Here is a 22,000-nt window from a genome sequence, read left to right as displayed (position 1 = left end):
CCAAAATTGGGGATGCCTTCAATCAAAAATCCCCAGGCTGAGGCCGAGGATGGCCCGGGGGCTCTAGTTGACGGGAATGGCCGGATCCAGGTTCACCACGATCTGCAACTGGGATTTCACAGGAAGCGCCCCCAGCATGCCCGGGCTGAACCTCATGCCCGAAAAAGATTCCACGATGTATTTCCTGGCGACATCAGACAGGAAGTTTTCGCCCAAAATGACCTTGTCCACCCCACCCTGCTCATTGATCAGGAGCTGCACCAATACCGGCAGTGGAAGGATGTCAGGGATAAAGGTAGGCCCGGAGACCTCGGTGTCGCTGATGAGCTGGGGCTTGACCGACAACTCGTCGGGGGAGAAATAGTGAAGCTCCGGCAAGGGTCCGCCCAGCACGGGCATCGGGTCGGACGAGAGACGCTGGGCAGCGCCCTGATCGGCCGGCTTTGAATCATCGGAAGCCTGGGGCTTCTCCACCGGCCCAGGCTTTGTGCTGTCCGGGGCGGATGGTTCGGACCGACGCTCCCCGACCTTCATGCTGGCATCGTCTAGTGGCATGCGGGCGAAGCGAACGACCGTCGAGGAAGAGCGCAGACCGAAAAGTGCGCTGCCGCTCAGGACTTCGGTTCCAAGCCCCCAGAACAGCACCGCATGGAACAGGCAGGACAGCGCAAGGGCCAGCAGGTTGATGCGATGCCGAGCCAGGAGCGCAAGCCCCCCCTTCAGGATGTCAATGCGTCCAGTCTCTCCCGTTATCAACCCCGCCGGTGCCAAGTCAGCTCACTACTGCATCGTCAGTTCGCGCCAGGATACGCGCCTCAGGCCGCTTCCTGCGCCCTTGTAGATCGGCGGCGTGGTAATCACGGTCTGCCCCTGGTCGGTACTGTTGCTATCCCCACTCGACAGGCCGTTGGACACACGCGTCAGCGCGCGTACCGTGCCGTCGGCCATCAGGATCATGACCGGGCGGGTCACTGCGCCATCACCCAAGGACACACCAGCAACCCCCGAAGAGTTGGTTACAGCGCCCCCCGATTTGTAATCCAAGGAATACAGGAAGCTTTTCGCGCCCGATGTGCTGGGGTCACCGCACACGCTGCCCGAGGTCAAGGAAGGCAGGTTGGTTGTGAACAGCAGGGTCCCGAGACCGAGGCTGGGGTCTGTGTTGGCGCGCTCACCGGCACCCAGAAAGTCCATGTACCAGCCCTTGTTCGAAGTCCAGTCCACGGGGTTCGACGTGGACATGCGAACCGTCTGTCCTTGCGCACAGACCGAGGAAGGCGCCGTTGTGGGGCATGTGCCATCGGACAGTACCTGTTTGACGAAGCCACTGCCCGAGGTACGCGGCGTCGTCAAGGTCGTGCTGCCGCCACTGTCGACCACCGCATAAAAAGACTGGAACTGCGGATCGCTGATGTCAGAAACCCCCAGGAATCTCCCGGTGCCGACATACACCACGGTTTGGCCATCCACCGTGGAAACCGTCGGCTTGGCCGTGATGGGCTGGGGATTTCCGCTGGCATCCACGACGTTGATCAGCAGTTGCGTGTCGTATCCGCTGGCACCCATGTCGCCATTCACGTCAAAGCGCCAGAGGTTACCCAGAATGTCGCCACCGTAAACCGCAGTCACCGTGTTGTTCGTATCAGCGGTCTTGGCATGGGCACTGATGCGCGCGAGGTTCCCCTTCTTGCCCGTTCCCGGGTCGGCCGTGAAAGTCCGGACCAGGGCACCGGTTTGCGCATTGACCACATAGAGGTAGCCCTTGTCATCGGCATTGTTGTAGCCGGAGGTCAGCATCACAACCCAGGTCCCATCCTTGAGCTTGGTGATCCGGGGGTTGCCGTAGCTGTAGCCCATGCTGCTGGCCGTGAACTCCCACATGAACTTCGGGCTGGCTGGATCGGTGATATCCAGCGCGTAATAGCTGCTCCCACCCCGATTCAAGCCCCCCACCAGGATCGTTTTCCATGGGTTGCAGGTGGTCGCCGGGAACACCGGCGTACAGGGCACGGAGATCTCACCGACCTCAGGCGTGTTGTCCACGAAGAACTGGTGGGTGGTGGAGTAATTCCTGTCGGCCAGGGCATGCATATTCGGCAGGACAGGGCGCGGGACATAGGCCCACAGCTCCTGCCCGTTGGTGGCATCAAATGCGTGCAGCATGCCGTCATTGGCCCCGACATAAACCGCGCCGGCGCGCGTCTTCATCAGGGTCTTGAAGTCGCTGTAGCCGGGGTCCACGTAGTTGAACAAAGGCGCCTTTACGTAACGCGCCTCCGAGGCCACGATGTCACCCAGCACATGGGCCCTTTCCCGGTAGTAGGTCTTTTCGTTGGTGCGATCACCACGCAGATAGTTCACGAGGGTCGATCCACTGGCGCTGGCCTGATTCGCGCTGCTCAGGCAATCGGCACCCGAAGCACAGAACTGGGACAGGCGGCCCGTCAGGTAGGTTTGCGAGAAGTTGCCATCCAGCCCCGCAGTGACCAGGTTCGTCCATTCGAACGGTATCAAGGCACTCGCGCTGTTGGTGTAAATGGTGCGCGATGTTTTCGCCGTCACGGCACCGGAAGTCGAAGAGGCTTCATCCTCCTTCAGCAGACGCGTGCTCTGCCCATCCACCCCGGTAGCCGAGCCATCAAAACTCGCGCCCGAAGTGTAGTCCCCCATGACCAAATGGCAATTGCCACCCTGACGGTAAACTTTACCAGTGGTATAGATCGTGTTGGCTGACCACGGGGTGGTCGCGCAATCCAGCAAGCGCATGGCGGACCAGTTCTGTGCCGTCAGTGTGCCCGCCGTCGTGATCTGCTGGCGAACCAGTTCGCCGAACCAGTCCACCGACCGGTACGAAGAGCTGAACACATAGTTGTCGCTGGTGCTCACGTTCGGGTTACTGCTGGCCGCAGCCGCTGCAGTACCGGGGCGAGGCGTGTTCGATATCTTGGCCAGCAGACTGGTCAGGCTGCTCGCCAGAGAAGATGGATCCTTGGCGCTGAAGTAGGTGCCGCGGCCATTGATGGCCGCATGCCACAGGTCATCGATATTGGCATTGCTGTCGGCAGCAGGGGTGGGCCAATAACAGGTGCCGCTGGGGAGCCAGGAGCAGATGCCGGTGCTGGGAGAGGCTGTCGTCTTGTTCTTGACGTCATAGAAGTCGCCACTGGTGTCGTTCCAGTAATTGGAACCATCCGTGGGGGCAAAAACCATCTTGCCCTGGGCCCCCAGGCCCAGCGTGAATGTCGTCATGTGTTGCGTCCTGGCCGTATCCAGGCCATTGACAGGGACGTTATCCGCACACAGGTCATTGGGCGTCGTGTTCGGCGAGATGATGGGGCCGGTACATGTGCCCGTCGCATCAGCGCCGGTGGCGGTCGCACTGCGCAGGTCGGTGGCGTAGTAATACGCCGCCACGTCTGCCAAGGTATCCGACGTTCCACCAGTGGCGAGGGATTGACACCCGCGTGCGGACAGCACAGTGAAAGTGGGCCCGGTATCCTGCGCCACCGCGGTACACGAGGTCGTGTTGGACCAGCTGGTCCAAGCGGTGTAACGGCAGCTCGTCGTGCTCGACTGCGTGCAGGTATTGGTGGCATTCGTCCAGGTCAATGTCGTGCCGTTGTCCGTGCACTGGACTGCAGTCCCGACCGTGTGAGGCGAGGTCGTGTCCCTGGCCACCGCGGTACACGAGCCCACGGGAACAGCCGTCGACCAGGCCGTGTACTGACATTCAACCCCCCCCGTGGCCGTGCAGGTGCTCACATTGCCCCAGTTGCTGTAGACGGCCACGCTTCCTGAGCAGGCCCGTCGGTTACCGCCTGAATTGTCGACCACGCAGGCCGTATTCGTGCCCAGATAAGTCCAGTTGGTCCAGCTTGTGCCGCTATCCGACGATGTGCTGGTCGGGAACTGGCAATCTGTCCTGGTTGTGCCCGATGTGTCGATGGTGCAAGACGTCACATCAGACCAGGCCGTCCAGGTTGCGCCACTATCGGCCGAGGTACGTTGCCGATGCAAAGGCGCCGCCTGGCTCGACAACGTGCGCGATTGCAGGTTGCTGGTCGACTGGCTGTAGCGCGCGCCTGCGGCAGTCTGCAAGGTGCTGGTGCGGGACTGCAGCTGGACCGTTGCGCCATCTCCGTAAGGGGCGGACATGCCGCCGTCCTGATTGCCTACGGCCGTACTCCCATCCAGCTTGTAGCCAGCGTTGCCGTTCCAGAAGCCGTCGGTGGACAGGATCGTGAAGTTCTGCTGGCAGGAGTATTGCAGCGGGTCCGTCACCGTCACACCATTGAGGGTGGTGAGCTGCCCCCCGTAGAGGCGACCCGCCTTCGACAGGGCTTCACGCAAGGGCGTGCTGTTGTTGGGGTTGGCCTTGATCAGCTTCTGGTACCAGGCGTACTTCTGGGCCCCCGTGAACTCGCCCAGGTTGACGAAATCGGTCGTGTTGTTGTTGTTGATGGTCATGAAACCCAGGCGGAATCTGGATTTACCAGCAGCAATATCGGCCGCACTGTCGATCGCCGCGAGCGCATTGCTGGAGGCCGTCTTCATCATCTGCATGCGCGTACGGTAATACGTCCACCAGTTAGCGTAATTGGTCATCTCCTCCTGGAAGGTGCAGGTGGTGCCAGCGCAGTCGGTACGCGAGGACGCCCTCGTGGTACTACCAGGATAGGGATAGCTGGTGACACTCGAGGTGATCGTGGTGCGCAGGTTTTCCCCGGGGACTGTGCCCGGACTGAAGGCCGCCGTTGTATAGGCGACCGTCCCCGTGAATGTCACGACGGGCGAACTGGAGGTCTGCAACGGCGCCGTGATGGTGACCACACCACTGCCGTTGTCGCTGGCGGAATAACCGACGATTTGGCAATTCCCGGAAATCGCATAGGTACAGGCGTTGATCTGGGCAACGATGCGGCTCGCCACCGTGCTGGCTGTTGACGATGACGCCGTTGCAGCAGCCATGATCTGCTTCGAATCGACCGTGATACCGGTGACTATGCCAGTGGACGCGCTCGTGATGGTCACCGTCCCGGTGCGGGGCGAGGGCATGCGGACATTGGAGAAGGTGCCGCTTTCATAGGCCGCGCGGCAATTGGTCAGCGCCGTCGAATCGCACCAGCGCACGTAAGCTGGAAACGGGTAGGTCGTCGATGGAGCGGTCGCCGTCTGACATTCCCGCAAACTGGCAGTCTTGCAGTACTCCCCGGGAATTGTCGTGTAGAAATAGAGCCTGCTGCTGGACGGGGCGGACAGGTCGTCCGTGCTCGTGCTTTGTACGCCATACGCATCGTTCTTGACCGACTTCCAGTTGGGCGAGGCCGAGCTTGCGGTCCCATCACCACCGGAGCTTGTATCCACACCGGTCATGTTCTTGTAGGTCGTCGTGTCGGTGATGCCGGAGCTGTTGACATTGATCGGCGGCTTGTACACGATGGCCGGGTTGTAGGCCATGCCGTTGAAGCTCGAATTCCGGAACCGGAACTGGGTACCAGAATTGGTATTGTCGGGCATGAAGTCCCAGTCCATACTTCCCGAGTCGTCCAGGATAAACAGCACATTCGGCTTGATATCGGTGGAGGAAGTGGCGGCGTAGGTGCTCAGAGGAACCGTCGAAATATCGGTCGCCCCCGAAACTGCCGCCGCCAAGCCCAGCAAAGCCAGCACCGCCGCCTTGCTGGCGATTTTGCTTGTTTGGTTGATTGCCATGAAAACTTCTCCTTTGCTGGCGCCCTATCGGACACCGGAAACCTTGAGCCTGCTCATCGATGAAACTCCGGCCTTGCCTGTCACTACATGGACACGACTGCCTGCACATAACTGACGGTATTTCTGGGCCCATCGACCCGGACCGTGATGCGGTAATACACACCGGACGAGGCATTGAGCTGCTTTTCGCCCGCCTCTTCACTGTTGCCGGAAGCCAGCGTGACCGCCGGTGAGCCGACGCAGGAAGCACCACCGGTTGCAGACCCGGCGTTGTTGCACATGCGATCGATGATGTAGGACACCGTATTGCCCGCTGCATCCACCTGGTTCGCCTTCACCGCACGCGCAGCCAGGGTGTTGACCCAGTAATCATTCCATGACTGCGGCGGATTGGCCGTCAGATCGGGGGCGATCTTGAGTCCGGCAGCCACATAGCCATTGGTCGGATCGTCTGTCTCCAGGACCACACCCGCCGCATTGGCAGCCAGCCAAGTCGACGCCAGCTCCACGCCGGTATCTCCTGAATGGGTCGCCGCCTGCTGGAAGGAAAGATTGCCTGCGATCAAATTGGTGGTGTCGACCGAGCGCACCATGGAGATGGCCGCCAGGGTCATGGCCACCAGGACGATCAGCATGATGGCCAGCACCACACCCGACTGGGCTTGGTGTCCCATGGAGCGGTCGCGGCGGCGAATTGGGTGATTTAGCATCCTGTGGGCCTCCCCATCCAGTTCACGTTGCGCAATGGAATCAGCGCCTGGAACGTCTTGTAACGGTAGTGCTTCCACTCTTCATCGGCGGCCGCATTCGGACCCAAAGCCCCTGTGTTGGCGACCAGCGGTGCCACACCGTCCTGATCCCAGACCGGCATATTGGCATCAGCCGCGCTCACGCCATTCAAGGTGGTGGTGGTCACCACGTCCTTGTCGCGCTCCGTGTTCCTGGCCACCAGGACCAGACTGATGGCCTTGACCTTGGCCCAAAGGCATGCAGTTGCGGGCTGTGTCTGATTGCTCGTGCTGGAACTGCCGTCCCAGGCGCCACTGGTGTCGTTCCAGTAGGTGGCGCGCATGCTCACGATGTTGCTGGCAATGGGCACCCAGACCGTCGTCAAGTTTGCGTTCGCTGCCAGGCTGCAGTCATGGACCGTGAAGTCACATACCGTCAGGTTTCCGTTGCGCACTGCGTAGGCGAGGATCGACGGCCCATTGCTGGGGTTGGCACTGGTGGGGGTGACGTTGGCGCCATTGGGCCCCTTGCCCAGATTGAACATGGCAACACCCGCGTCTCCCGTCACCAGCGTGACCGTGGTGGCGTCCACCGCAGCCACACGATCGATATTCAGGACCGTGGTGCCGCAAAATCCTGGGGCCGTATCCAGGGCCATGATGACCCGGTCACCCACCGCAAACGAACCCGGCATCTGCATGGTGTAGACCACCCCCAACTTGTCGATGATGGGGTTGCCCTGGGGTTGACCATTGCCATTGCCGTACACCACCAGCAAGGTATCGGTGTTGGCGTCGCCCGCCGGCAGGAGCGCTGATTTCACCCCGGCCTTGGTGCCCACAGGATTCACCGACACAGGGGCCAGGGTGATGGCCTTGTCGATAGGCGCTCCCGAGGCTGGCGTCCAGGACACCAGACAGTTGTACAGCCCTACGGAGTCCAGGCCATACCCCGCCTTCTGGATATGACTTTGCATCTGATAAAAAGTCATGACCCCATTGCTCTGCGAATCTGCATTGCCAGCGGCCGAACGACCGCGCGCCTCGGAGCCGAAAAACACCTGCATCACGACGAGCGTCGCGATCAGGCCGATGACCATGGCCACCAGGATCTCCACCAGGCTGAAACCGGCCATGCGACGCATGGTGACTGACTGAGAGCGTGTCAATTGATCTTCCCCTATCTGATTTGGGCGACCGCCACGTACTTGTTGTGCTCAGTGCCAGCCGGCGCACTCGGAGGCAGCCAAGAGATGGTCACCGTGACGATGCCATCGTTCGAGACCACGACATCAGGCGCCTTGCTCGCGACCCCGGGGAGAGAACCTGTCACCTTGTTCTTCCATGTCACGTAAGCCGGCTTGCCTGTATTGAAATTGTTCTGCAAGGTCGCAACCGTCCGGTCACCCACCCACATCGTGGCAAAGAGCTGGTTGGCCAGAAAGCTCGCATCCGAACGGTACTTGGCATCTGAAATCTGCGACACCGAGGCCGCCTGGAGGCTCACGATGCCCAGCACCCCGAGCGCAAATATCAGGATCGCGATCATGACCTCGATCAGCATCACGCCCGACTGCGATGCCGGCATGCGCTTGGGTGAAAACGACTGAGATTGCATATCAGCACGCCTGTGGGGAGGTTGGATTCGATATCGTCGACTTGGGATCACACATGCGGATCTGCCCACCCGGGGTGACCACGACGCGCAGACAGCGCATGGTGCCGCCCGCGGCCTCGCAAGCCCCCAGCGGATTGCTCACATCGATGGTGGCGTTCGCTCCCGCGGCCAGGGAGGATGCCCTGCCGTAGCCATTGAAGGTGAGGTTGGTCGCGGTCGTCGCGATGCCAGCAGAGCCTTCGCCCGAAGGACGGGCCTGAATCGATGCGGGGCAATCGGCCCCCGTGACCGTCGTGCAACCCACGACCCAGCCGCCTGCAGCATCCAAGGCGAAGCTGATGTTCGTGTTGCGCCTGACCGCCTCGGACTTGGCGACATTCAGCCCATCCTGGACAGCACTCGCCGCCGTGCGGATTTTCCTGTTCTGGATGAATGCACTGAAGCTGGGCACCCCCGCGACCAAGAGCATGGCCAGTATGGTGATGGCGACCATCAACTCGATCAGGGTAAAACCGGCCTGGAGAGGTTTTAGTTGCACACCCCCCCCTTTCTGACCGTCCAGCAGGTATTGGGATTGGGCAACGCCCAACCGGCAGGAACACTGACCGTGGTCCTGAGATTGGTCTGGTCAATGTTGTAGGCAAAACCAGCCATGGTTCCCACACCCGTCGCCTGTAAAACATAGCCGGTTGCCGAACCTGGTGTCGTGCATTGAAAGGTGAAGTACTTGGTCGTCACCTGAAGGCAATCGGGGGCGCCGGCGTAGGTTTTATTGTCCTGGTAGAACTGCTCCAGCCGGACCCGCGTCACCGCCAACTGAGACGTCGCCTCCGGAATTTTTCCGCGCGTCACGTAATCGTTGTAAGACGGCAAGGCAACAGCGGCCAGAATCCCGATGATGGCCACGACGATGAGCACCTCGATCAGCGTGAAACCCGTTTGGCGACGCGCCTGGGGGCGGTGGTTTACTCGCTCGGCAAGGGTAAAGAGAGAGAGCATCGAGAATCTCCAGCAAAATTGAGTCAAACCGACCAGTGCCACCCGTTGCCGACGACCAGCAGAACAGTCACGCAAGGGAACTTACGCACCATAATAGGTGGCCGGCACCATGAACCCCGTACCGAAGTGACGAATGGCGGCCTTGAGTCGCTGAACGGCTGGGGACGGGGTCTGCCGGCACCGCCCCCCTCACAACAAGGACCCAGCCCCCTAACCCGGGGACCCTGACGACCATGCCATGACACCACACCCCAAGGCCATGGCCACGGCAATTGATCTCGCCACCCAGAGCCTGCGCCTGACCTCCCCCAACCCCCGCGTGGGCTGCGTCATCGTCGCCCCGGACGGCCAGGTCCTGGGCCAGGGCCATACCCAGCGCGCCGGAGGCGCCCACGCCGAAATCATGGCTCTGAACGACGCCAAGACTCGTGGGCACACGGTCCGGGGCGCCACAGCCTACGTCACGCTGGAGCCCTGCGCCCACCAGGGACGCACCGGCCCCTGCTGCGACGCCCTGGTGGCGGCCGGCATAGGCAAGGTGGTCGCCTCGCTCCAGGACCCCAACCCCCAGGTGGCTGGCCAGGGTTTTGCGCGCCTGCGGGCGGCGGGTGTGGCCGTGGAGCTTGGCCCGGGCGCTGCGGAATCGCGCGAACTCAACATCGGCTTCTTCAGCCGCATGATCCGCAAGACGCCCTGGGTGCGCATGAAAATTGCCGCTTCGCTGGATGGCCAGACCGCGCTGGAGAACGGGACCAGCCAATGGATCACGGCCGAGCCGGCCCGTGCCGATGGCCACGCCTGGCGCGCCCGCGCCTGCGCCGTGCTCACCGGCATCGGCACCGTGCTGGAGGACGACCCGCGCCTGGACGTGCGCCTGGTCGACACCCCGCGCCAGCCCCATCTGGTGGTGGTGGACAGTCGGCTCGACACCCCGCTGGACGCCAGGCTCTTCGTCCCCGGACGCCAGCTCTGTATCTACGCCGCCGTAGCGGACGAGGCGAAAAAGGCGGCCTTGCAGGCCCGGGGCGCCACCGTGGTCCACTGCCCGGGCCCCGGCGGCAAGGTCGACCTGGCCGCCATGCTGCAGGACCTGGCCGTGCGTGAGATCAATGAACTTCACGTGGAAGCCGGCCACAAGCTCAACGGCTCCCTGGTCCGCGAAGGCCTGGTGGACGAATTCCTGGTCTACCTGGCCCCCAAGCTGCTGGGCGCCGGCCGGGGCATGGTGAATATCGGACCTTTGGGCGAGCTTGCTCAGGCTGTGGCGCTGGAATACCGCGAAACCGCCCTGGTCGGGCCTGATCTGCGGGTATTGGCAAGAATTCCCGGGCGCGACAGTTTCTAGCCGAATCCCTGCGAAAATAGCGGGATGTTCACCGGCATCATCACCGGCGTGGGGCGCATCGTCGCCAGTCACGACCTGGGAAGCTCTTTACAGCATGGCAAGCGCCTCGCGATCACCTGCCCGTCCGCTTTCCTGGACGATGTCGGTCTGGGTGACAGCATCGCCCTCAACGGCGCCTGCATGACGGTCACCAGCCTGGACCTTCCCCGGCAGCAGTTCACCATCGACATCTCGGCCGAATCGCTGGCCAAGACCACCGGTCTCGACCAGGACGCGCAGGTCAACCTGGAAAAAGCCCTGCGCGCCGGCGACCGCCTGGGTGGACACATCGTCTCCGGCCATGTGGATGGCGTGGGCACGGTGAGCCACTTCGCCCAGGTGGGCGAAAGCTGGGAGCTGCGCATCCAGGCCCCGACCGAACTTGCAAAGTACCTGGCCTACAAGGGCTCCATCACCGTCAACGGCGTGAGCCTGACCGTCAACCGCGTCGCCGACAACAGCCATGGCTGCGAAATCAGCATCAACCTGATCCCGCACACGGTGCAGAACACCAGCCTGGGCACGCTCAAGGCGGGCTCGGGCGTGAACCTCGAAATCGATACCGTGGCCCGCTACGTCGAGCGCATGCTCGCCGCCGGCACCACCCCGCAGAAAGCAAGCACATGAGCCCCAAAGCACCCGTGGCGATCTCGCCCGTTGAAGACATCGTCGCCGAGATGCGCGCCGGCCGCATGGTCATCCTCGTGGACGAGGAAGACCGCGAGAACGAGGGCGACCTGGTACTGGCGGCCGACCACGTCACCCCCGAAGCGATCAACTTCATGGCCCGCTTCGGCCGCGGCCTGATCTGCCTGACCCTCACGCGCGAACGCTGTGAATACCTGCGCCTGCCGCCCATGGCCGCGCGCAACGGCACGGTCTACAGCACCGCCTTCACGGTCTCCATCGAAGCCGCCACCGGCGTCACCACCGGCATCTCGGCCGCCGACCGCGCACGCACCGTACAGGCCGCCGTCGCCCCGACCGCCAAGCCCGAAGACCTGGTGCAGCCCGGTCACATCTTCCCGCTGCAGGCCGTGGACGGCGGTGTGCTCATGCGCGCCGGCCACACCGAGGCCGGCTGCGACCTGTCGGCCATGGCCGGCTGCTCGCCCGCCGCCGTGATCTGCGAGATCATGAAGGACGACGGCACCATGGCCCGCCTGCCCGACCTGCAGGCCTTCGCGGCCGAACACGGGCTGAAGATCGGCACCATCGCCGACCTCATCGAGCACCGCAGCCGCAACGAATCGCTGATCGAGAAGATCGGCAGCCGCCCCATCAAGACCGCCTTCGGCGACTTCACCGCCCACGCCTACCGCGACAAGCCCAGCCAGGGCGTGCACCTGGCCCTGGTGCGCGGCCAGTGGAGTGCACAGGACACGGTGCTGGCGCGCGTGCACGAGCCGCTCTCGGTGCTGGACGCACTGGAAATCGGCCGGACCATGCATTCCTGGAGCCTGGACGCCTGCCTCCAGCGCATCGCATCGGAAGACCGGGGCGTGGTCGTGCTGCTCAACTGCGGCGAAAGCGCCGAGCAACTGCTGGCCCAGTTCGAGGGCACGGCGCGTTCCAGCCACGGGCCCGAACGCGGCCGCATGGACCTGCGCACCTATGGCGTGGGGGCGCAGATCCTGCGCGACTGCGGCGTGCACAAGATGACCCTCATGGGCAACCCGCGCCGCCTGCCCAGCATGGTCGGCTACGGCCTCGAAGTCACCGGCTACCTGCAGAAATAACACCAAGGAAATCAACATGTTTGGCGCTGACAAAGGCAATCTTCAACCCACCGATCCGAAGCTGGACGGCCGCAAGCTGGCCATCGGCATTGTGCAGGCCCGCTTCAACGAAGGCATCACCAACGCCCTGGCCCAGGCCTGCCGTGCCGAACTCGCAGCGCTGGGGGTGTTGACCAAGAACATCGACCACCTCGTGGTGCCCGGCGCGCTGGAAGTGCCGCTGGCCCTGCAGGCCCTGGCCGAGAAGAACAGCTACGACGCACTCATCGCCCTGGGCTGCATCATCCGCGGCGAGACCTACCACTTCGAACTCGTGGCCAACGAATCGGGCGCCGGCGTCACGCGCGTCGCGCTGGACTACCAGCTGCCCATCGCCAACGCGATCCTGACGGTGGAAAACATGGACCAGGCCGTGGCGCGCCAGACCGACAAGGGCCGCGACGCTGCCCGCGTGGCCGTGGAGATGGCCAACCTGCTGGAAGACGTCGCATGAGCGCCGCTCCCGCCACCGGCGCCCCGCGCAAATCCGCTGCCAAGTCCGGCCGCAGCCGCGCCCGCGAATTCGCGCTGCAGGCCCTGTACCAGCACCTGGTCGGCCGCAACGAGACCAGCGAGATCGACATCTTCACCCGCGACCTGTCGGGTTTTTCCAAGGCCGACGCCGCGCATTACGACGCCCTGCTGCACGGCTGCGTGGCGCAGGCCGAGGAACTCGACCGCCTGATCACCCCGCTGCTGGACCGCAAGCTGGCCGAACTCTCGCCCATCGAACACGCCGTCATGTGGATCGGGACCTATGAGATGCAACACTGCCTGGATGTGCCCTGGCGCGTGGTGCTCAATGAATGCATCGAGCTCGCCAAATCCTTCGGCGGCACCGATGGTCACAAGTACGTCAACGGCGTGCTCAATGGCCTGGCACCCGCCCTGCGCGCTGCTGAGGTGACGGCCGATCGCGCCAGCGGCAAGGCCCAGCCGGCCAAGAGCTGACACCCGGCGCATGAGAATCGCAGGTCGCGCCCAGAAAATCGAGCCCTTCTACGTGATGGAAGTGGCCAAGGCCGCCTCGGCCCTGGCACGCGAAGCGGCGCAAGGCAGCGCGCCCATGATCTTCCTGAACATCGGCGAACCCGATTTCACGGCGCCACCCCTGGTGCAGGACGCCGCCGAACGCGCCGTGCGCGCCGGCCGCAGCCAGTACACCGACGCCACCGGCCTGCCTGCCCTGCGCGAGCGCATCAGCACCTGGTACGCGCAACGCTTTGGATTGACCGTGCCGGCCAGCCGCATCGTCGTCACCGCCGGCGCCTCGGCCGCCCTGCAGCTGGCCTGCCTGGCCCTGGTCGAGGCCGGCGACGAGATCCTCATGCCGGACCCGAGCTACCCCTGCAACCGGCACTTCGTCAGCGCTGCCGAGGGCAGCGCCCGGCTCATCCCCACCGGGCCGGACGAGCGTTTCCAGCTCAGCGCCGAGCAGGTGCGCGCGGCCTGGGGCCCGCAGACGCGCGGCGTGCTGCTGGCCTCGCCCTCCAACCCGACGGGCACCTCCATTGATCCGGCCGAGCTGCGCCGCATCCACGCGGTGGTGAAGGAGCACGACGGCATCACCCTCGTCGACGAAATCTACCTGGGACTGAGCTACGACGAACGCTACGGGCACAGCGCACTGTCGATCGACGACAACATCATCTCCATCAACAGCTTCAGCAAGTACTTCAGCATGACGGGCTGGCGCCTGGGCTGGCTGGTATTGCCCGAGGAGCTGGTACCTGTGGTCGAGCGCCTGGCGCAGAACCTCTATATCTGCCCCAGCACCATCGCGCAGCACGCCGCGCTGGCCTGCTTCGAAGCCGACAGCCTGGCCGAGTACGAACGCCGCCGCGCTGAGTTCAAGGCCCGGCGCGATTTCTTCATCCCGGCGCTGGACGCACTGGGCCTGAAGGTGCCCGTGATGCCCGACGGCGCCTTCTACGCCTGGGCCGACTGCACCCAGGCCTGCCAAACGCTGGGCGTCAAGGACAGCTGGGAGCTGAGCTTCGCCCTCATGCAGCAGGCCCATGTGGCCGTCACGCCGGGGCGTGATTTCGGCAGTGCCGAAACGCAGCACTACATCCGCTTCTCCACGGCCAGCGCCCTGCCCCAGCTGCAAGCTGCCGTCGGGCGCTTGCGGCAACTCCTCCGCTAGGAACCGCATGGCCTACGAACTGCCGATCCGCGTCTATTGGGAAGACACCGATACGAGCGTGATATAGGCATGGACATCACAGCTGCGTGATGCTACGATGTGGACATGTTCATCGTATCACCCCATCAGGCTTCGACCACATTAGAGAAGGTGTCTGATCTTGAGTTGAAGGTCCGGGATTACGAGTGTGATATGGACCATGTTGTCAACAACGCGGTCTATCTCAACTACTTGGAACACGCGCGACACGAGTTTCTTATGAGTCTCGGCATCAAGTTTGGAGAACTGTCTCGACAGGGCGTCAGTTTGGTGGTCACTCGGATTGAAGCGGACTTCAGGGCCTCTCTGACCAGTGGAGATACCTTCTTAGTTCGAACTTCGCTCAACCGCAAGGGTCGTATTCGCCTTCAATTCAATCAATCAATCTATCGGAAACCAGACAACCGGCTCATGCTAAGCGCCATCGTGACTGGAACAGCGTTGAACCAGCGAGGGCGACCTGAGATTCCTCTGGATCTTGATCGTGCACTGGGACAATCAATTGAACAAAAATAGCAAGGCAAGCGGCGTGTGCGCAACCAGAAGGGTTGTCCAGCACAAGCGCGTCAGTGTCGGGGAGCGGTGGGGAACTCACGAACCCGTAGGGCCGTCCACGGGCGCGAGCCGATGGGCGGGCGAGTTGTCCTCGGCGGGCGCGAATCAACGCTGTGTATCGGTCGACGAGGTGCGAACACTCAGGGCGGATCGCAGCACCCGGCCAGCCGACATCGCGGTGCGATTCAAGATCAGCACTTCCACCTTGTAGAGGCTAGTGCGTTAAACACAGGTGGGGCAGACCGGCTGATGGCCTCGTTGGAATTGATTGACTATGAGCCACATCGACACACTGTCGCGGATGACGGCGAGGTGACTTGGGAGCACGATACCGCCTGTCGACCAACCAGGAACCTGCCGCAACTGTTCTGGGCCGATGGCACGCCTTGGGTAGAGGCAAATCTGTGGGCACACGAACGTGCGACCTCGGGCAAAACTGATCTCAAGACTGTTCAGTCCAATCTGAGGCACTTGCACAAGTACGCCGAATGGCTGGAGGCCGAGGGCTTGGACTGGCGGCATTTCCCCATGCTGGAGCGTGACCGCGTACTGATCCGGTGGCGCAAAAAACTGATTGAGATGCGCGACAAGTATGGCTTGCTCGCCCCGTCGACCGCCAGCCAGCGCATGAACGCCACGATCCATTTCTATCGGTATGCTCGCGTCAACGACTTCATTGGTCGGGATGCGCCCCTTTGGCAGGAGCGGCAGGTCGTACACCGTTTCCACGACGCTGTTGGCTTCGAACGCACGATGCTGCTCTCCAGTACCGACCTGGCAATTCCCAATCGGGCGCGGCACGGCCTGCGGCTGGAGGATGGGCTGACTCCGATCACCAAGGAGCAAATGGACCAATTGCTGTCTTTCACGCAGCATGAGGGCCATGCCAGCGCCGAATTGAATCTAATGCTTCAGCTCGGTTTCTACTCGGGTGCCCGCATTGAGACCATTACTGATTTGAAAAAAGGTACGCTCGAGAACGCGGTTTCTGACCCGGCCGTTCCCGGTTTCATCTACCTCGCCGTGGGACCCGGTCACAAGCCCTACGTGGCAACCAAGTTCGATGTGCAGGGCCGCATCATGGTCCCTGACTGGCTATTCCATGCACTGTCCGACTATGCGACCGATCCGCGCCGCCTCAAACGCGAAGTCCTTGCACCACAAGGGAACAGGGATCTCATCTTTCTGACGCGCTTTGGTCATCGTTACGCGGACCGTGAGTCCGCGTCGGGCACGGCAATTGGCCGAGCGATGGTCGACTTGCGTCGAGCAGCGACACAAGCTGGTTTGAAGTTCATGAAGCACTTCCACTTCCACATGACGCGGGCAACCTTTGGCACGTGGCTCACTGTGACCCTGTTGGAGAAGGGATATGACCCCAAGGCCGTCTTGACGTTTGTCAGCGACGCCATGCTTCACAAGGACATCGAGACAACCCTCCGTTACATCAAATTCGTCGAGCAGACCCCTATCAAGATCGAGGTCGCCAACGAATTCACCGAAGCCTTTCTCGGCCTGAGATCGCGCCGAGGGAGCGACCTTGCTTGAATTTCATCTGCCCGACCTGACGTTTCCCGCGATTACCTATGGCAGGAACGAAACACATTGGGACTTGCGCTGGCTGCTATACAAGGGAGGCGCAGGCTCGAACGCCAGGGTGGTCGACAGAATGATTGATGCCGGGGAACTAGGTCGCCCCTTGGTGGAACGCATCGAACTGGTCAAACGTATACATGAGACGCTCGCAAATTATCTAGGGCGTGGTGGCAGACGACCTACTGTAAAGACGCGGTTTACCACGCTTAGGGTTTTCTTTCACTGGGCCGATGAGACCGGCAACCCGCTCGATTTGGAATCGTTCGCGAGCAGCTACCAGCACTGGACCGACGCACTGTTGCAACGTGTGATGGTCGGAGAAGGATTTAGCGAGAGAACAGCCTACAGCCAAGGGAAACTTGTGGGATCGATCGTGGATCGTGTGCTCGGGCGGAATAAGCCCATCATCAAGACGACTCGATTGCGAAGAACCAAACGCGGCCTACGCGCGGTTAGCGCCAAGGCCGACAAGCAGAATTTGGAGGACACCTTTGCGTTCGGCCACTTTCTACTGGATATTGCGGATAGCCTCAGTGTCGATGCAGTCTGGGGACCGTTGCCGCTAAGCATCGGCTTACGAAATGGCAAGGTGCTGAAGGAATGGTCGGGATTAAAACGGCCTGAGACCCGTAAAGCGCCGAACCCCAAGTACTCTAGGCATGCGAATTATTTGGCGAAAAGGTCAGCGAAGGAGCGCAAGGAATATGAAGCGGATCGCACGCTGCGCACTCGGTATCCCCTAGTCAATCTTCGCATCATGAGCGAGATGTTCATGCTCATGGGGCAACCGACCATCAATCTGGCGCAGGTGCATCAAGTACGCATGGATCAATGGAAGTTCAAACCCTCGACACATGGCTTTGAAGTGCGTACCTACAAGCATCGGCGCTGGGGACCAGTGGTGTTCGAGATTTACTCGGCGTATCGTAAGGTCTTCGATCGCTATCTGAAATGGCGCGCGACCATCTTTCCGGATGATCCCGATGGCCTGCTGTTTCCGCTGATCGGATATGGGCGCCACAGCGAGACACCACCCCAATTTGACATGATCAAAGAGCGCTGCCAACGCGCCGGCATCAAGTACCTGCCGCCGACTGCTCTGCGCAACACTAACGTCAATTGGATGCTCAGACGTACAAACGATCCCGACCTAACGGCTGAGGAGAAACAGCATGCCAAGAAAACTCTGATCGGCTTCTATGAGAAACCAAGCCTGCAAAGGGCTATGGTGCAGATCAAAGGCTATTGGACCAAGCACGATCCAGCGCTGGCAGCAGTAGGGCCAGGTTCCTGCAAGGGCAGCGAACCCGAGTCGATCCCAGATGCTCCAGCAACCGCCACGAAGCCGGACTGCCTGACCCCAGCCGGCTGCCTGTTCTGTACCCACCAGCGGGACATCGACAGCCTGGATCACGTGTGGTCGCTGACAAGTTACCGGTTGCTCAAGTCCTATGAGCTTGCATCCCACCGACAGCCCGAGTCGAAGAAGGAACTGGCTCAGCACCCCGCCGAACTGGCCATTGACCGCCTGACAGCCAAACTGGCATTTATCCGTGATTCCAACTCGAAGCGGGCAGCGTGGGTCATGGAGGCGGAGTTACGCATTGCGGAAGGCCGATATCACCCCGACTGGGCTGGGATGATCGAAGATGGACAGGCAGGGAGCAACGACCGTGAAGCTTGAACAACTGGGCTTGCAGATCGATTGGCCACTGGCGCATATGGTGGCAAGAAACTTTCGGCCGCCGAGCTGGCCGCCGCCCCCCGATTGGTCACCAATTCGGGATGCCAATGGAGTAGCGCAATGCGTCTTTAGCGATTCCGTCTGGCCACTCGATGTCTGGGCCGGGAAACCGCTAAAACTGAATTTTGGGGATGGCAAGACTAGGGGCGCGCGCACGGACAAGCCCAACGGCGATATCTTGCGACAGTGTGCAGCGTGGTTCCTATTCGGCTACCAAGGCTGTAGAAATGCACACTCGCTGAAGTATAAGATCACGGTGATCAAGCCCATTTTCGTAACGTGCACCGAAGAAGGCATTGTGGCGACAGACCTCATGCGCTTCCCGAGGGTACTCGACAAGGTAGCAAGGGCACTGGCTCCATCATCTTTCGACTTCGCAGTTACCGTCCTGCACGAACTTTTGGATGCGCGCGATGACCTCGGGTTTTGTTTGTTGGACAAGGACGGGTTAGCGCGGCTGGCTGCTCTCGCACCCGAGCACCACGAGGAACAGACCCCCTATATCCCGCCACGAATCTGGTCTTATCAGGTCTCTCGCATTCGCGAATGCCTGACTGAGTATCTTGCCCATCGGGAGCAGGTGGCGGCGTGCTTTGCGTTTTGCCTCGATGTCCACGCGACAAACTACGGGTCACTGAAGCGCGCGGTCAATGCAAAGGCAGACGGTTCGAGGTCACCATTTCAGGTTCGCGATAGAAATAGACGAAAGGGGTGCCACTTTCACGGCGCATTCAAGCTGACAGCTGACCGGTTCGGCGTCACCAAAATGATTGAGAAGTGGATTGGCCCCTTCACCGGCGAGAAGGGGGAAAAGCAGATTGCAATGTTTTCGCAATACCTAGATCTGGTCTCCAAGGCAGGATTGTCCTACCTGCTCAACTTTTCGCTGATGCGAATCGAAGAAGGCTGGAACCTGCGCGCAGACTGTCTCGTGGTAGAGAAGGACGAGAGGTTTGGCGACATTTACATGGTACGGGGCGAGACGACCAAGACGGATCCGGATGCCGATGCCCGCTGGCCGGTTAGCGGGAGCGCAGAGTTGGCTGTTGAGGCGATGACACATATTGCTGGGATGCGAATGCAGTGCGCCAGCGAGCGTGACGGCATTGGCCTGACGCCTGCCGACAAGGCAAACCCGTTTCTGATCTCGTATCAATACGAACCATGGAGCCGGGGAAAGAGCAATTCATACCGCATACGCCCAAGAGCGGTGAGCTATTCGGAATTGATGAAATCCTATCCTCAGTTATTTGATGCCAAGGAACTCACCCTCACTAGAGAGGACCTGCGAACTGTGCGCTTGATCACTCCGAGCCTGAATTCGGACGAATTCAAGCTAGGGGCACAGTGGCGTTTCGGGTGGCACCAATTGCGTCGTACCGGAGCGGTCAACATGCTGTCCTCTGGCCTAGTGGACGAACCATCCCTGCAGCTCCTGTTGAAACACCAGACTCGCGTGATGACCCTTTACTACGGTCGCAATCATTCGCGATTGAACCTAAACCAAGAGACCCGAACACTCTTTCTCAAGGCAATGTATCAGGAATACGGACGGGAGCTTCGCAAATTGCAGTCACCCCAATTTATTAGTCCGCTCGGTCCAGAGAGAAAGGTCGCGATTGTCACTTTCATTAAGGACACGGAAGCGCTTGATTTGGACAAGGCGGCACGGCAGGGCAAGATCGGCGCGCGGTGCATACGCGCAGGGTTCTGCGTCAAGAACAGTACTTGTCCTTATGGCGGGCATGAAGCCATCGCGCATTGCCTTGGGGGAGATGACGGCAAGGGTTGCCCCGACCTTTTGCTGGATATCACCAAAGAGCGCGAGATCATGACATATGAAAAGGTGATCGACGATCAGTTGAAGATCGTTCACCTTGACAGTCCACGGCATAAACGCCTGCAAGCAGAGAAGCGTGCCATAAGGAAATACTATGAAATCGTCAAAAACGAAGACCGCTGAAGCCAATTTCTGCGCGGCATTTGAGCGCCTGAAAGTCGGTATGCCGAAAGTGCTACCAGCAGGTACCCGGGTGAGCCAAAACAACGTCGCAAAGGAAGCCGGGTGTGATCCATCTGCGCTTCGCAAGTCCCGATTCCCGTCGCTTGTCGCCGAGATTCAGAACTACCTGGCGGCTCATGGGGGCGAACTCCCGGAGTCGGAGCGACAGAAGCTGCTCAAACAGCGACAGCACAGCCGTGCCGCACGGGAGACGATAGCCGACCTCAAAAAGCAACGCGATGCTGCCGCCGGGCTGCTGGTTGAGGCAAATGCGCAGATTGGCATCTTGACCCGGAGATTGAGGGATTTAGAAGAGCGCATGAATGACCTGCAATCGAGAGTCGGAGTATTTCCACAAACCAAGAGCTCGCCCAAAAGCACCCCTCGTGGGGCTCCATAAAAATATAGTCAAGGTCCATCCGAGCCAATTCGCTGACGTAGGCGCCAACGATGAGGTATCCGTGCCATCGTCGTTTCGACACCTTGCCAAAGCGCAGTGCTGCAAAGCGGACGTTGCTCAACGGCCGCTGTCAGCCTAAAAACGGTCATCATTGCGTCCAGAGCTAGGACCTCCCCAGGCAGCCAATCTCTTTGTCTATTCGCCGCCGAAGCAAAACCAGGGCTTCACCCTCCAACCCAGTCCCTCCATCATGGATATGAGGTAATAAAACCAGCTGAGGACAGACGGCGTCGAAGTAGCTTGCGCGATCATCCACAGCCAACCAGGCGGCTCCAGGCGCGTTTGACGTTAGCCATTGCTCACATTCCCTTTGGCGGTGTCCTTGTTTGCTCTCCAATTCCTGAAGATGCGGGGTTACGCCAACAATTCGACTCTGGAGATCACTCGAAAAGAAAGAAATCAGCTTTTCAAACGGTAGGTGTAGGCGCCACGAGGAAGAGAAGACGATCCGCACCTGAGGGTATTGCCGCATCAGGTTCTCGAAACCTTGAAGATGACAGAATTCGAGTTCAGGGCCTACGCCTTCAGGATGCAGAACGCCATCAAAGTCAAGAAAGAGGTAGAGGTTGGTGAGCATTCCAGTCTCTATAGGAAAGCGGGTTGGTTAGCTATCACATCCTTTTAGTCATACATACTACCGGGTTAGTGGATCCCCTGGACGTCTTCTTCAGGCTGGCTGCCGTCACTTAGTTTAGGAGCGCCAATGACCCCTGACGGCAGTACCGGTCATTTGGCAAATCTCAGCCCGGCCGGCTGGTTCAGAGCGCGAAGCGATCGCTCAACCGCACTGTCACTGGAGATCGCCGTGGGTACCCATGTCATGCCAGCGATTGACCGCTATCCCGGACCGAGAACCCTTGCCGCCTAGGCTCGATTCCTGACAAGAGTCGCAACTAACTTTTTCGCTTGCCGGGAAGCAAGCGTCCTGAGCCGGTAGTTGGCTCACCCTTAGCGACTTCATCTGTTGTATGTCAAGCTGGATTCAAGCGCAGCCGCCCGCTCAGATCACATCCGCCGAATCGGAGAAAATGCTAATGGCACTCAGTTATTCTTGAATCCGTATGTCCGACTCGAATCAAACGCCGCTGGACCGCGTCCGGCTTCTAGTAAGTCGCCTTTACATTGGCTTTATGGGCTCTGCGAAGGGGCGTAGAGAACCCACTGGGCTTCCCCCGATTCCCCGGACACATTCAATAACATGATGTGTTCAGGAGATATCAATGACGAGGACAAGAAGGA

Annotated in this window: 19 protein-coding genes; 11 read left to right on the top strand and 8 right to left on the bottom strand. The window is 60.7% G+C overall.

The annotated features are described in order from the left end of the window. Positions 1 to 63: 63 nt before the first annotated feature. The 7 genes from AC1RRP_RS09665 to AC1RRP_RS09635 form a co-directional block, all read right to left on the bottom strand. The gene (locus AC1RRP_RS09665; RefSeq protein WP_493035580.1) at positions 64 to 771 is read right to left on the bottom strand and encodes a hypothetical protein; all 708 of its coding nucleotides are present in this window, start codon (positions 769 to 771) and stop codon (positions 64 to 66) included. 9 nt (positions 772 to 780) lie between these two features. Next, complete coding sequence (locus tag AC1RRP_RS09660) at positions 781 to 5,712, bottom strand: pilus assembly protein (RefSeq protein ID WP_493035578.1); 4,932 nt, start codon at positions 5,710 to 5,712, stop codon at positions 781 to 783. An 83-nt stretch (positions 5,713 to 5,795) separates the two neighbouring features. Beyond that, positions 5,796 to 6,386, bottom strand: coding sequence for a pilus assembly PilX family protein (locus AC1RRP_RS09655; RefSeq protein WP_493035576.1), 591 nt, complete (start codon positions 6,384 to 6,386; stop codon positions 5,796 to 5,798). Between the two features lie 29 nt (positions 6,387 to 6,415). Continuing rightward, positions 6,416 to 7,576, bottom strand: coding sequence for a PilW family protein (locus AC1RRP_RS09650; protein WP_493035574.1), 1,161 nt, complete (start codon positions 7,574 to 7,576; stop codon positions 6,416 to 6,418). Between the two features lie 44 nt (positions 7,577 to 7,620). Then, the gene (gene pilV / locus AC1RRP_RS09645) at positions 7,621 to 8,058 is read right to left on the bottom strand and encodes a type IV pilus modification protein PilV (RefSeq protein ID WP_493035572.1); all 438 of its coding nucleotides are present in this window, start codon (positions 8,056 to 8,058) and stop codon (positions 7,621 to 7,623) included. Between the two features lies 1 nt (position 8,059). Then, a complete protein-coding gene (locus AC1RRP_RS09640) occupies positions 8,060 to 8,596 on the bottom strand; it encodes a GspH/FimT family pseudopilin (protein WP_493035570.1) in 537 nt (178 codons plus the stop codon). After that, positions 8,587 to 9,057, bottom strand: a complete 471-nt coding sequence (locus AC1RRP_RS09635; RefSeq protein WP_493035568.1) for a type IV pilin protein — start codon at positions 9,055 to 9,057, stop codon at positions 8,587 to 8,589. The genes AC1RRP_RS09640 and AC1RRP_RS09635 overlap by 10 nt, the downstream gene beginning before the upstream one ends. A 238-nt stretch (positions 9,058 to 9,295) precedes the next feature. On the opposite strand from AC1RRP_RS09635, the gene ribD reads away from it, so the two are divergent. From ribD to AC1RRP_RS09580, 11 genes are all read left to right on the top strand, one after another. Continuing rightward, a complete protein-coding gene (ribD, locus tag AC1RRP_RS09630; RefSeq protein WP_493035566.1) occupies positions 9,296 to 10,402 on the top strand; it encodes a bifunctional diaminohydroxyphosphoribosylaminopyrimidine deaminase/5-amino-6-(5-phosphoribosylamino)uracil reductase RibD in 1,107 nt (368 codons plus the stop codon). Between the two features lie 24 nt (positions 10,403 to 10,426). Further along, positions 10,427 to 11,068, top strand: coding sequence for a riboflavin synthase (locus tag AC1RRP_RS09625; RefSeq protein WP_493035564.1), 642 nt, complete (start codon positions 10,427 to 10,429; stop codon positions 11,066 to 11,068). Then, positions 11,065 to 12,180, top strand: coding sequence for a bifunctional 3,4-dihydroxy-2-butanone-4-phosphate synthase/GTP cyclohydrolase II (gene ribBA / locus AC1RRP_RS09620; RefSeq protein ID WP_493035562.1), 1,116 nt, complete (start codon positions 11,065 to 11,067; stop codon positions 12,178 to 12,180). The genes AC1RRP_RS09625 and ribBA overlap by 4 nt, the downstream gene beginning before the upstream one ends. Before the next feature lie 16 nt (positions 12,181 to 12,196). Further along, positions 12,197 to 12,673 carry a 6,7-dimethyl-8-ribityllumazine synthase gene (gene ribH / locus AC1RRP_RS09615; RefSeq protein ID WP_493035560.1) on the top strand — a complete coding sequence of 159 codons (477 nt, stop codon included), beginning with the start codon at positions 12,197 to 12,199 and terminating at the stop codon, positions 12,671 to 12,673. Further along, positions 12,670 to 13,170, top strand: coding sequence for a transcription antitermination factor NusB (nusB, locus tag AC1RRP_RS09610; RefSeq protein ID WP_493035558.1), 501 nt, complete (start codon positions 12,670 to 12,672; stop codon positions 13,168 to 13,170). The genes ribH and nusB overlap by 4 nt, the downstream gene beginning before the upstream one ends. Before the next feature lie 10 nt (positions 13,171 to 13,180). Then, positions 13,181 to 14,365 carry a pyridoxal phosphate-dependent aminotransferase gene (locus AC1RRP_RS09605; protein ID WP_493035556.1) on the top strand — a complete coding sequence of 395 codons (1,185 nt, stop codon included), beginning with the start codon at positions 13,181 to 13,183 and terminating at the stop codon, positions 14,363 to 14,365. Positions 14,366 to 14,470: 105 nt separating this feature from the next. Then, the gene (locus AC1RRP_RS09600) at positions 14,471 to 14,920 is read left to right on the top strand and encodes an acyl-CoA thioesterase (RefSeq protein WP_493035554.1); all 450 of its coding nucleotides are present in this window, start codon (positions 14,471 to 14,473) and stop codon (positions 14,918 to 14,920) included. 288 nt (positions 14,921 to 15,208) lie between these two features. Then, positions 15,209 to 16,507, top strand: a complete 1,299-nt coding sequence (locus tag AC1RRP_RS09595; protein WP_493035552.1) for a tyrosine-type recombinase/integrase — start codon at positions 15,209 to 15,211, stop codon at positions 16,505 to 16,507. Continuing rightward, positions 16,500 to 18,239 carry a site-specific integrase gene (locus AC1RRP_RS09590; protein ID WP_493035550.1) on the top strand — a complete coding sequence of 580 codons (1,740 nt, stop codon included), beginning with the start codon at positions 16,500 to 16,502 and terminating at the stop codon, positions 18,237 to 18,239. Before AC1RRP_RS09595 ends, AC1RRP_RS09590 begins: the two co-directional genes overlap by 8 nt. Further along, complete coding sequence (locus tag AC1RRP_RS09585; protein WP_493035548.1) at positions 18,229 to 20,262, top strand: hypothetical protein; 2,034 nt, start codon at positions 18,229 to 18,231, stop codon at positions 20,260 to 20,262. The genes AC1RRP_RS09590 and AC1RRP_RS09585 overlap by 11 nt, the downstream gene beginning before the upstream one ends. Further along, positions 20,234 to 20,701: a hypothetical protein gene (locus tag AC1RRP_RS09580; protein ID WP_493035546.1), complete on the top strand. Its 468-nt coding sequence runs from the start codon at positions 20,234 to 20,236 to the stop codon at positions 20,699 to 20,701. The genes AC1RRP_RS09585 and AC1RRP_RS09580 overlap by 29 nt, the downstream gene beginning before the upstream one ends. 163 nt (positions 20,702 to 20,864) lie before the next feature. Here AC1RRP_RS09580 and AC1RRP_RS09575 read toward each other — a convergent pair whose 3' ends face one another. Then, a complete protein-coding gene (locus AC1RRP_RS09575) occupies positions 20,865 to 21,338 on the bottom strand; it encodes an HAD domain-containing protein (RefSeq protein WP_493035544.1) in 474 nt (157 codons plus the stop codon). Positions 21,339 to 22,000: the final 662 nt, after the last annotated feature.

Source organism: Hylemonella sp. GW821-FHT12C09 (genome assembly GCF_058807395.1).
The sequence above is the reverse complement of the archived record's forward strand: the minus strand, read 5'-3'. Positions and strand labels throughout refer to the sequence as shown.

Excerpts from the sequence above, each read along its gene's own strand:
- nusB (WP_493035558.1), top strand. The coding sequence starts at position 12,670 with ATGAGCGCCGCTCCCGCCACCGGCGCCCCGCGCAAATCCGCTGCCAAG.
- ribH (WP_493035560.1), top strand. The coding sequence starts at position 12,197 with ATGTTTGGCGCTGACAAAGGCAATCTTCAACCCACCGATCCGAAGCTG.
- pilV (WP_493035572.1), bottom strand. The coding sequence starts at position 8,058 with ATGCAATCTCAGTCGTTTTCACCCAAGCGCATGCCGGCATCGCAGTCG.
- AC1RRP_RS09625 (WP_493035564.1), top strand. The coding sequence starts at position 10,427 with ATGTTCACCGGCATCATCACCGGCGTGGGGCGCATCGTCGCCAGTCAC.
- AC1RRP_RS09655 (WP_493035576.1), bottom strand. The coding sequence starts at position 6,386 with ATGGGACACCAAGCCCAGTCGGGTGTGGTGCTGGCCATCATGCTGATC.
- AC1RRP_RS09600 (WP_493035554.1), top strand. The coding sequence starts at position 14,471 with ATGTTCATCGTATCACCCCATCAGGCTTCGACCACATTAGAGAAGGTG.
- AC1RRP_RS09635 (WP_493035568.1), bottom strand. The coding sequence starts at position 9,057 with ATGCTCTCTCTCTTTACCCTTGCCGAGCGAGTAAACCACCGCCCCCAG.
- AC1RRP_RS09580 (WP_493035546.1), top strand. The coding sequence starts at position 20,234 with ATGAAATCGTCAAAAACGAAGACCGCTGAAGCCAATTTCTGCGCGGCA.
- AC1RRP_RS09575 (WP_493035544.1), bottom strand. The coding sequence starts at position 21,338 with ATGCTCACCAACCTCTACCTCTTTCTTGACTTTGATGGCGTTCTGCAT.
- ribBA (WP_493035562.1), top strand. The coding sequence starts at position 11,065 with ATGAGCCCCAAAGCACCCGTGGCGATCTCGCCCGTTGAAGACATCGTC.
- ribD (WP_493035566.1), top strand. The coding sequence starts at position 9,296 with ATGACACCACACCCCAAGGCCATGGCCACGGCAATTGATCTCGCCACC.
- AC1RRP_RS09605 (WP_493035556.1), top strand. The coding sequence starts at position 13,181 with ATGAGAATCGCAGGTCGCGCCCAGAAAATCGAGCCCTTCTACGTGATG.
- AC1RRP_RS09660 (WP_493035578.1), bottom strand. The coding sequence starts at position 5,712 with ATGGCAATCAACCAAACAAGCAAAATCGCCAGCAAGGCGGCGGTGCTG.
- AC1RRP_RS09650 (WP_493035574.1), bottom strand. The coding sequence starts at position 7,576 with ATGGCCGGTTTCAGCCTGGTGGAGATCCTGGTGGCCATGGTCATCGGC.
- AC1RRP_RS09595 (WP_493035552.1), top strand. The coding sequence starts at position 15,209 with ATGGCCTCGTTGGAATTGATTGACTATGAGCCACATCGACACACTGTC.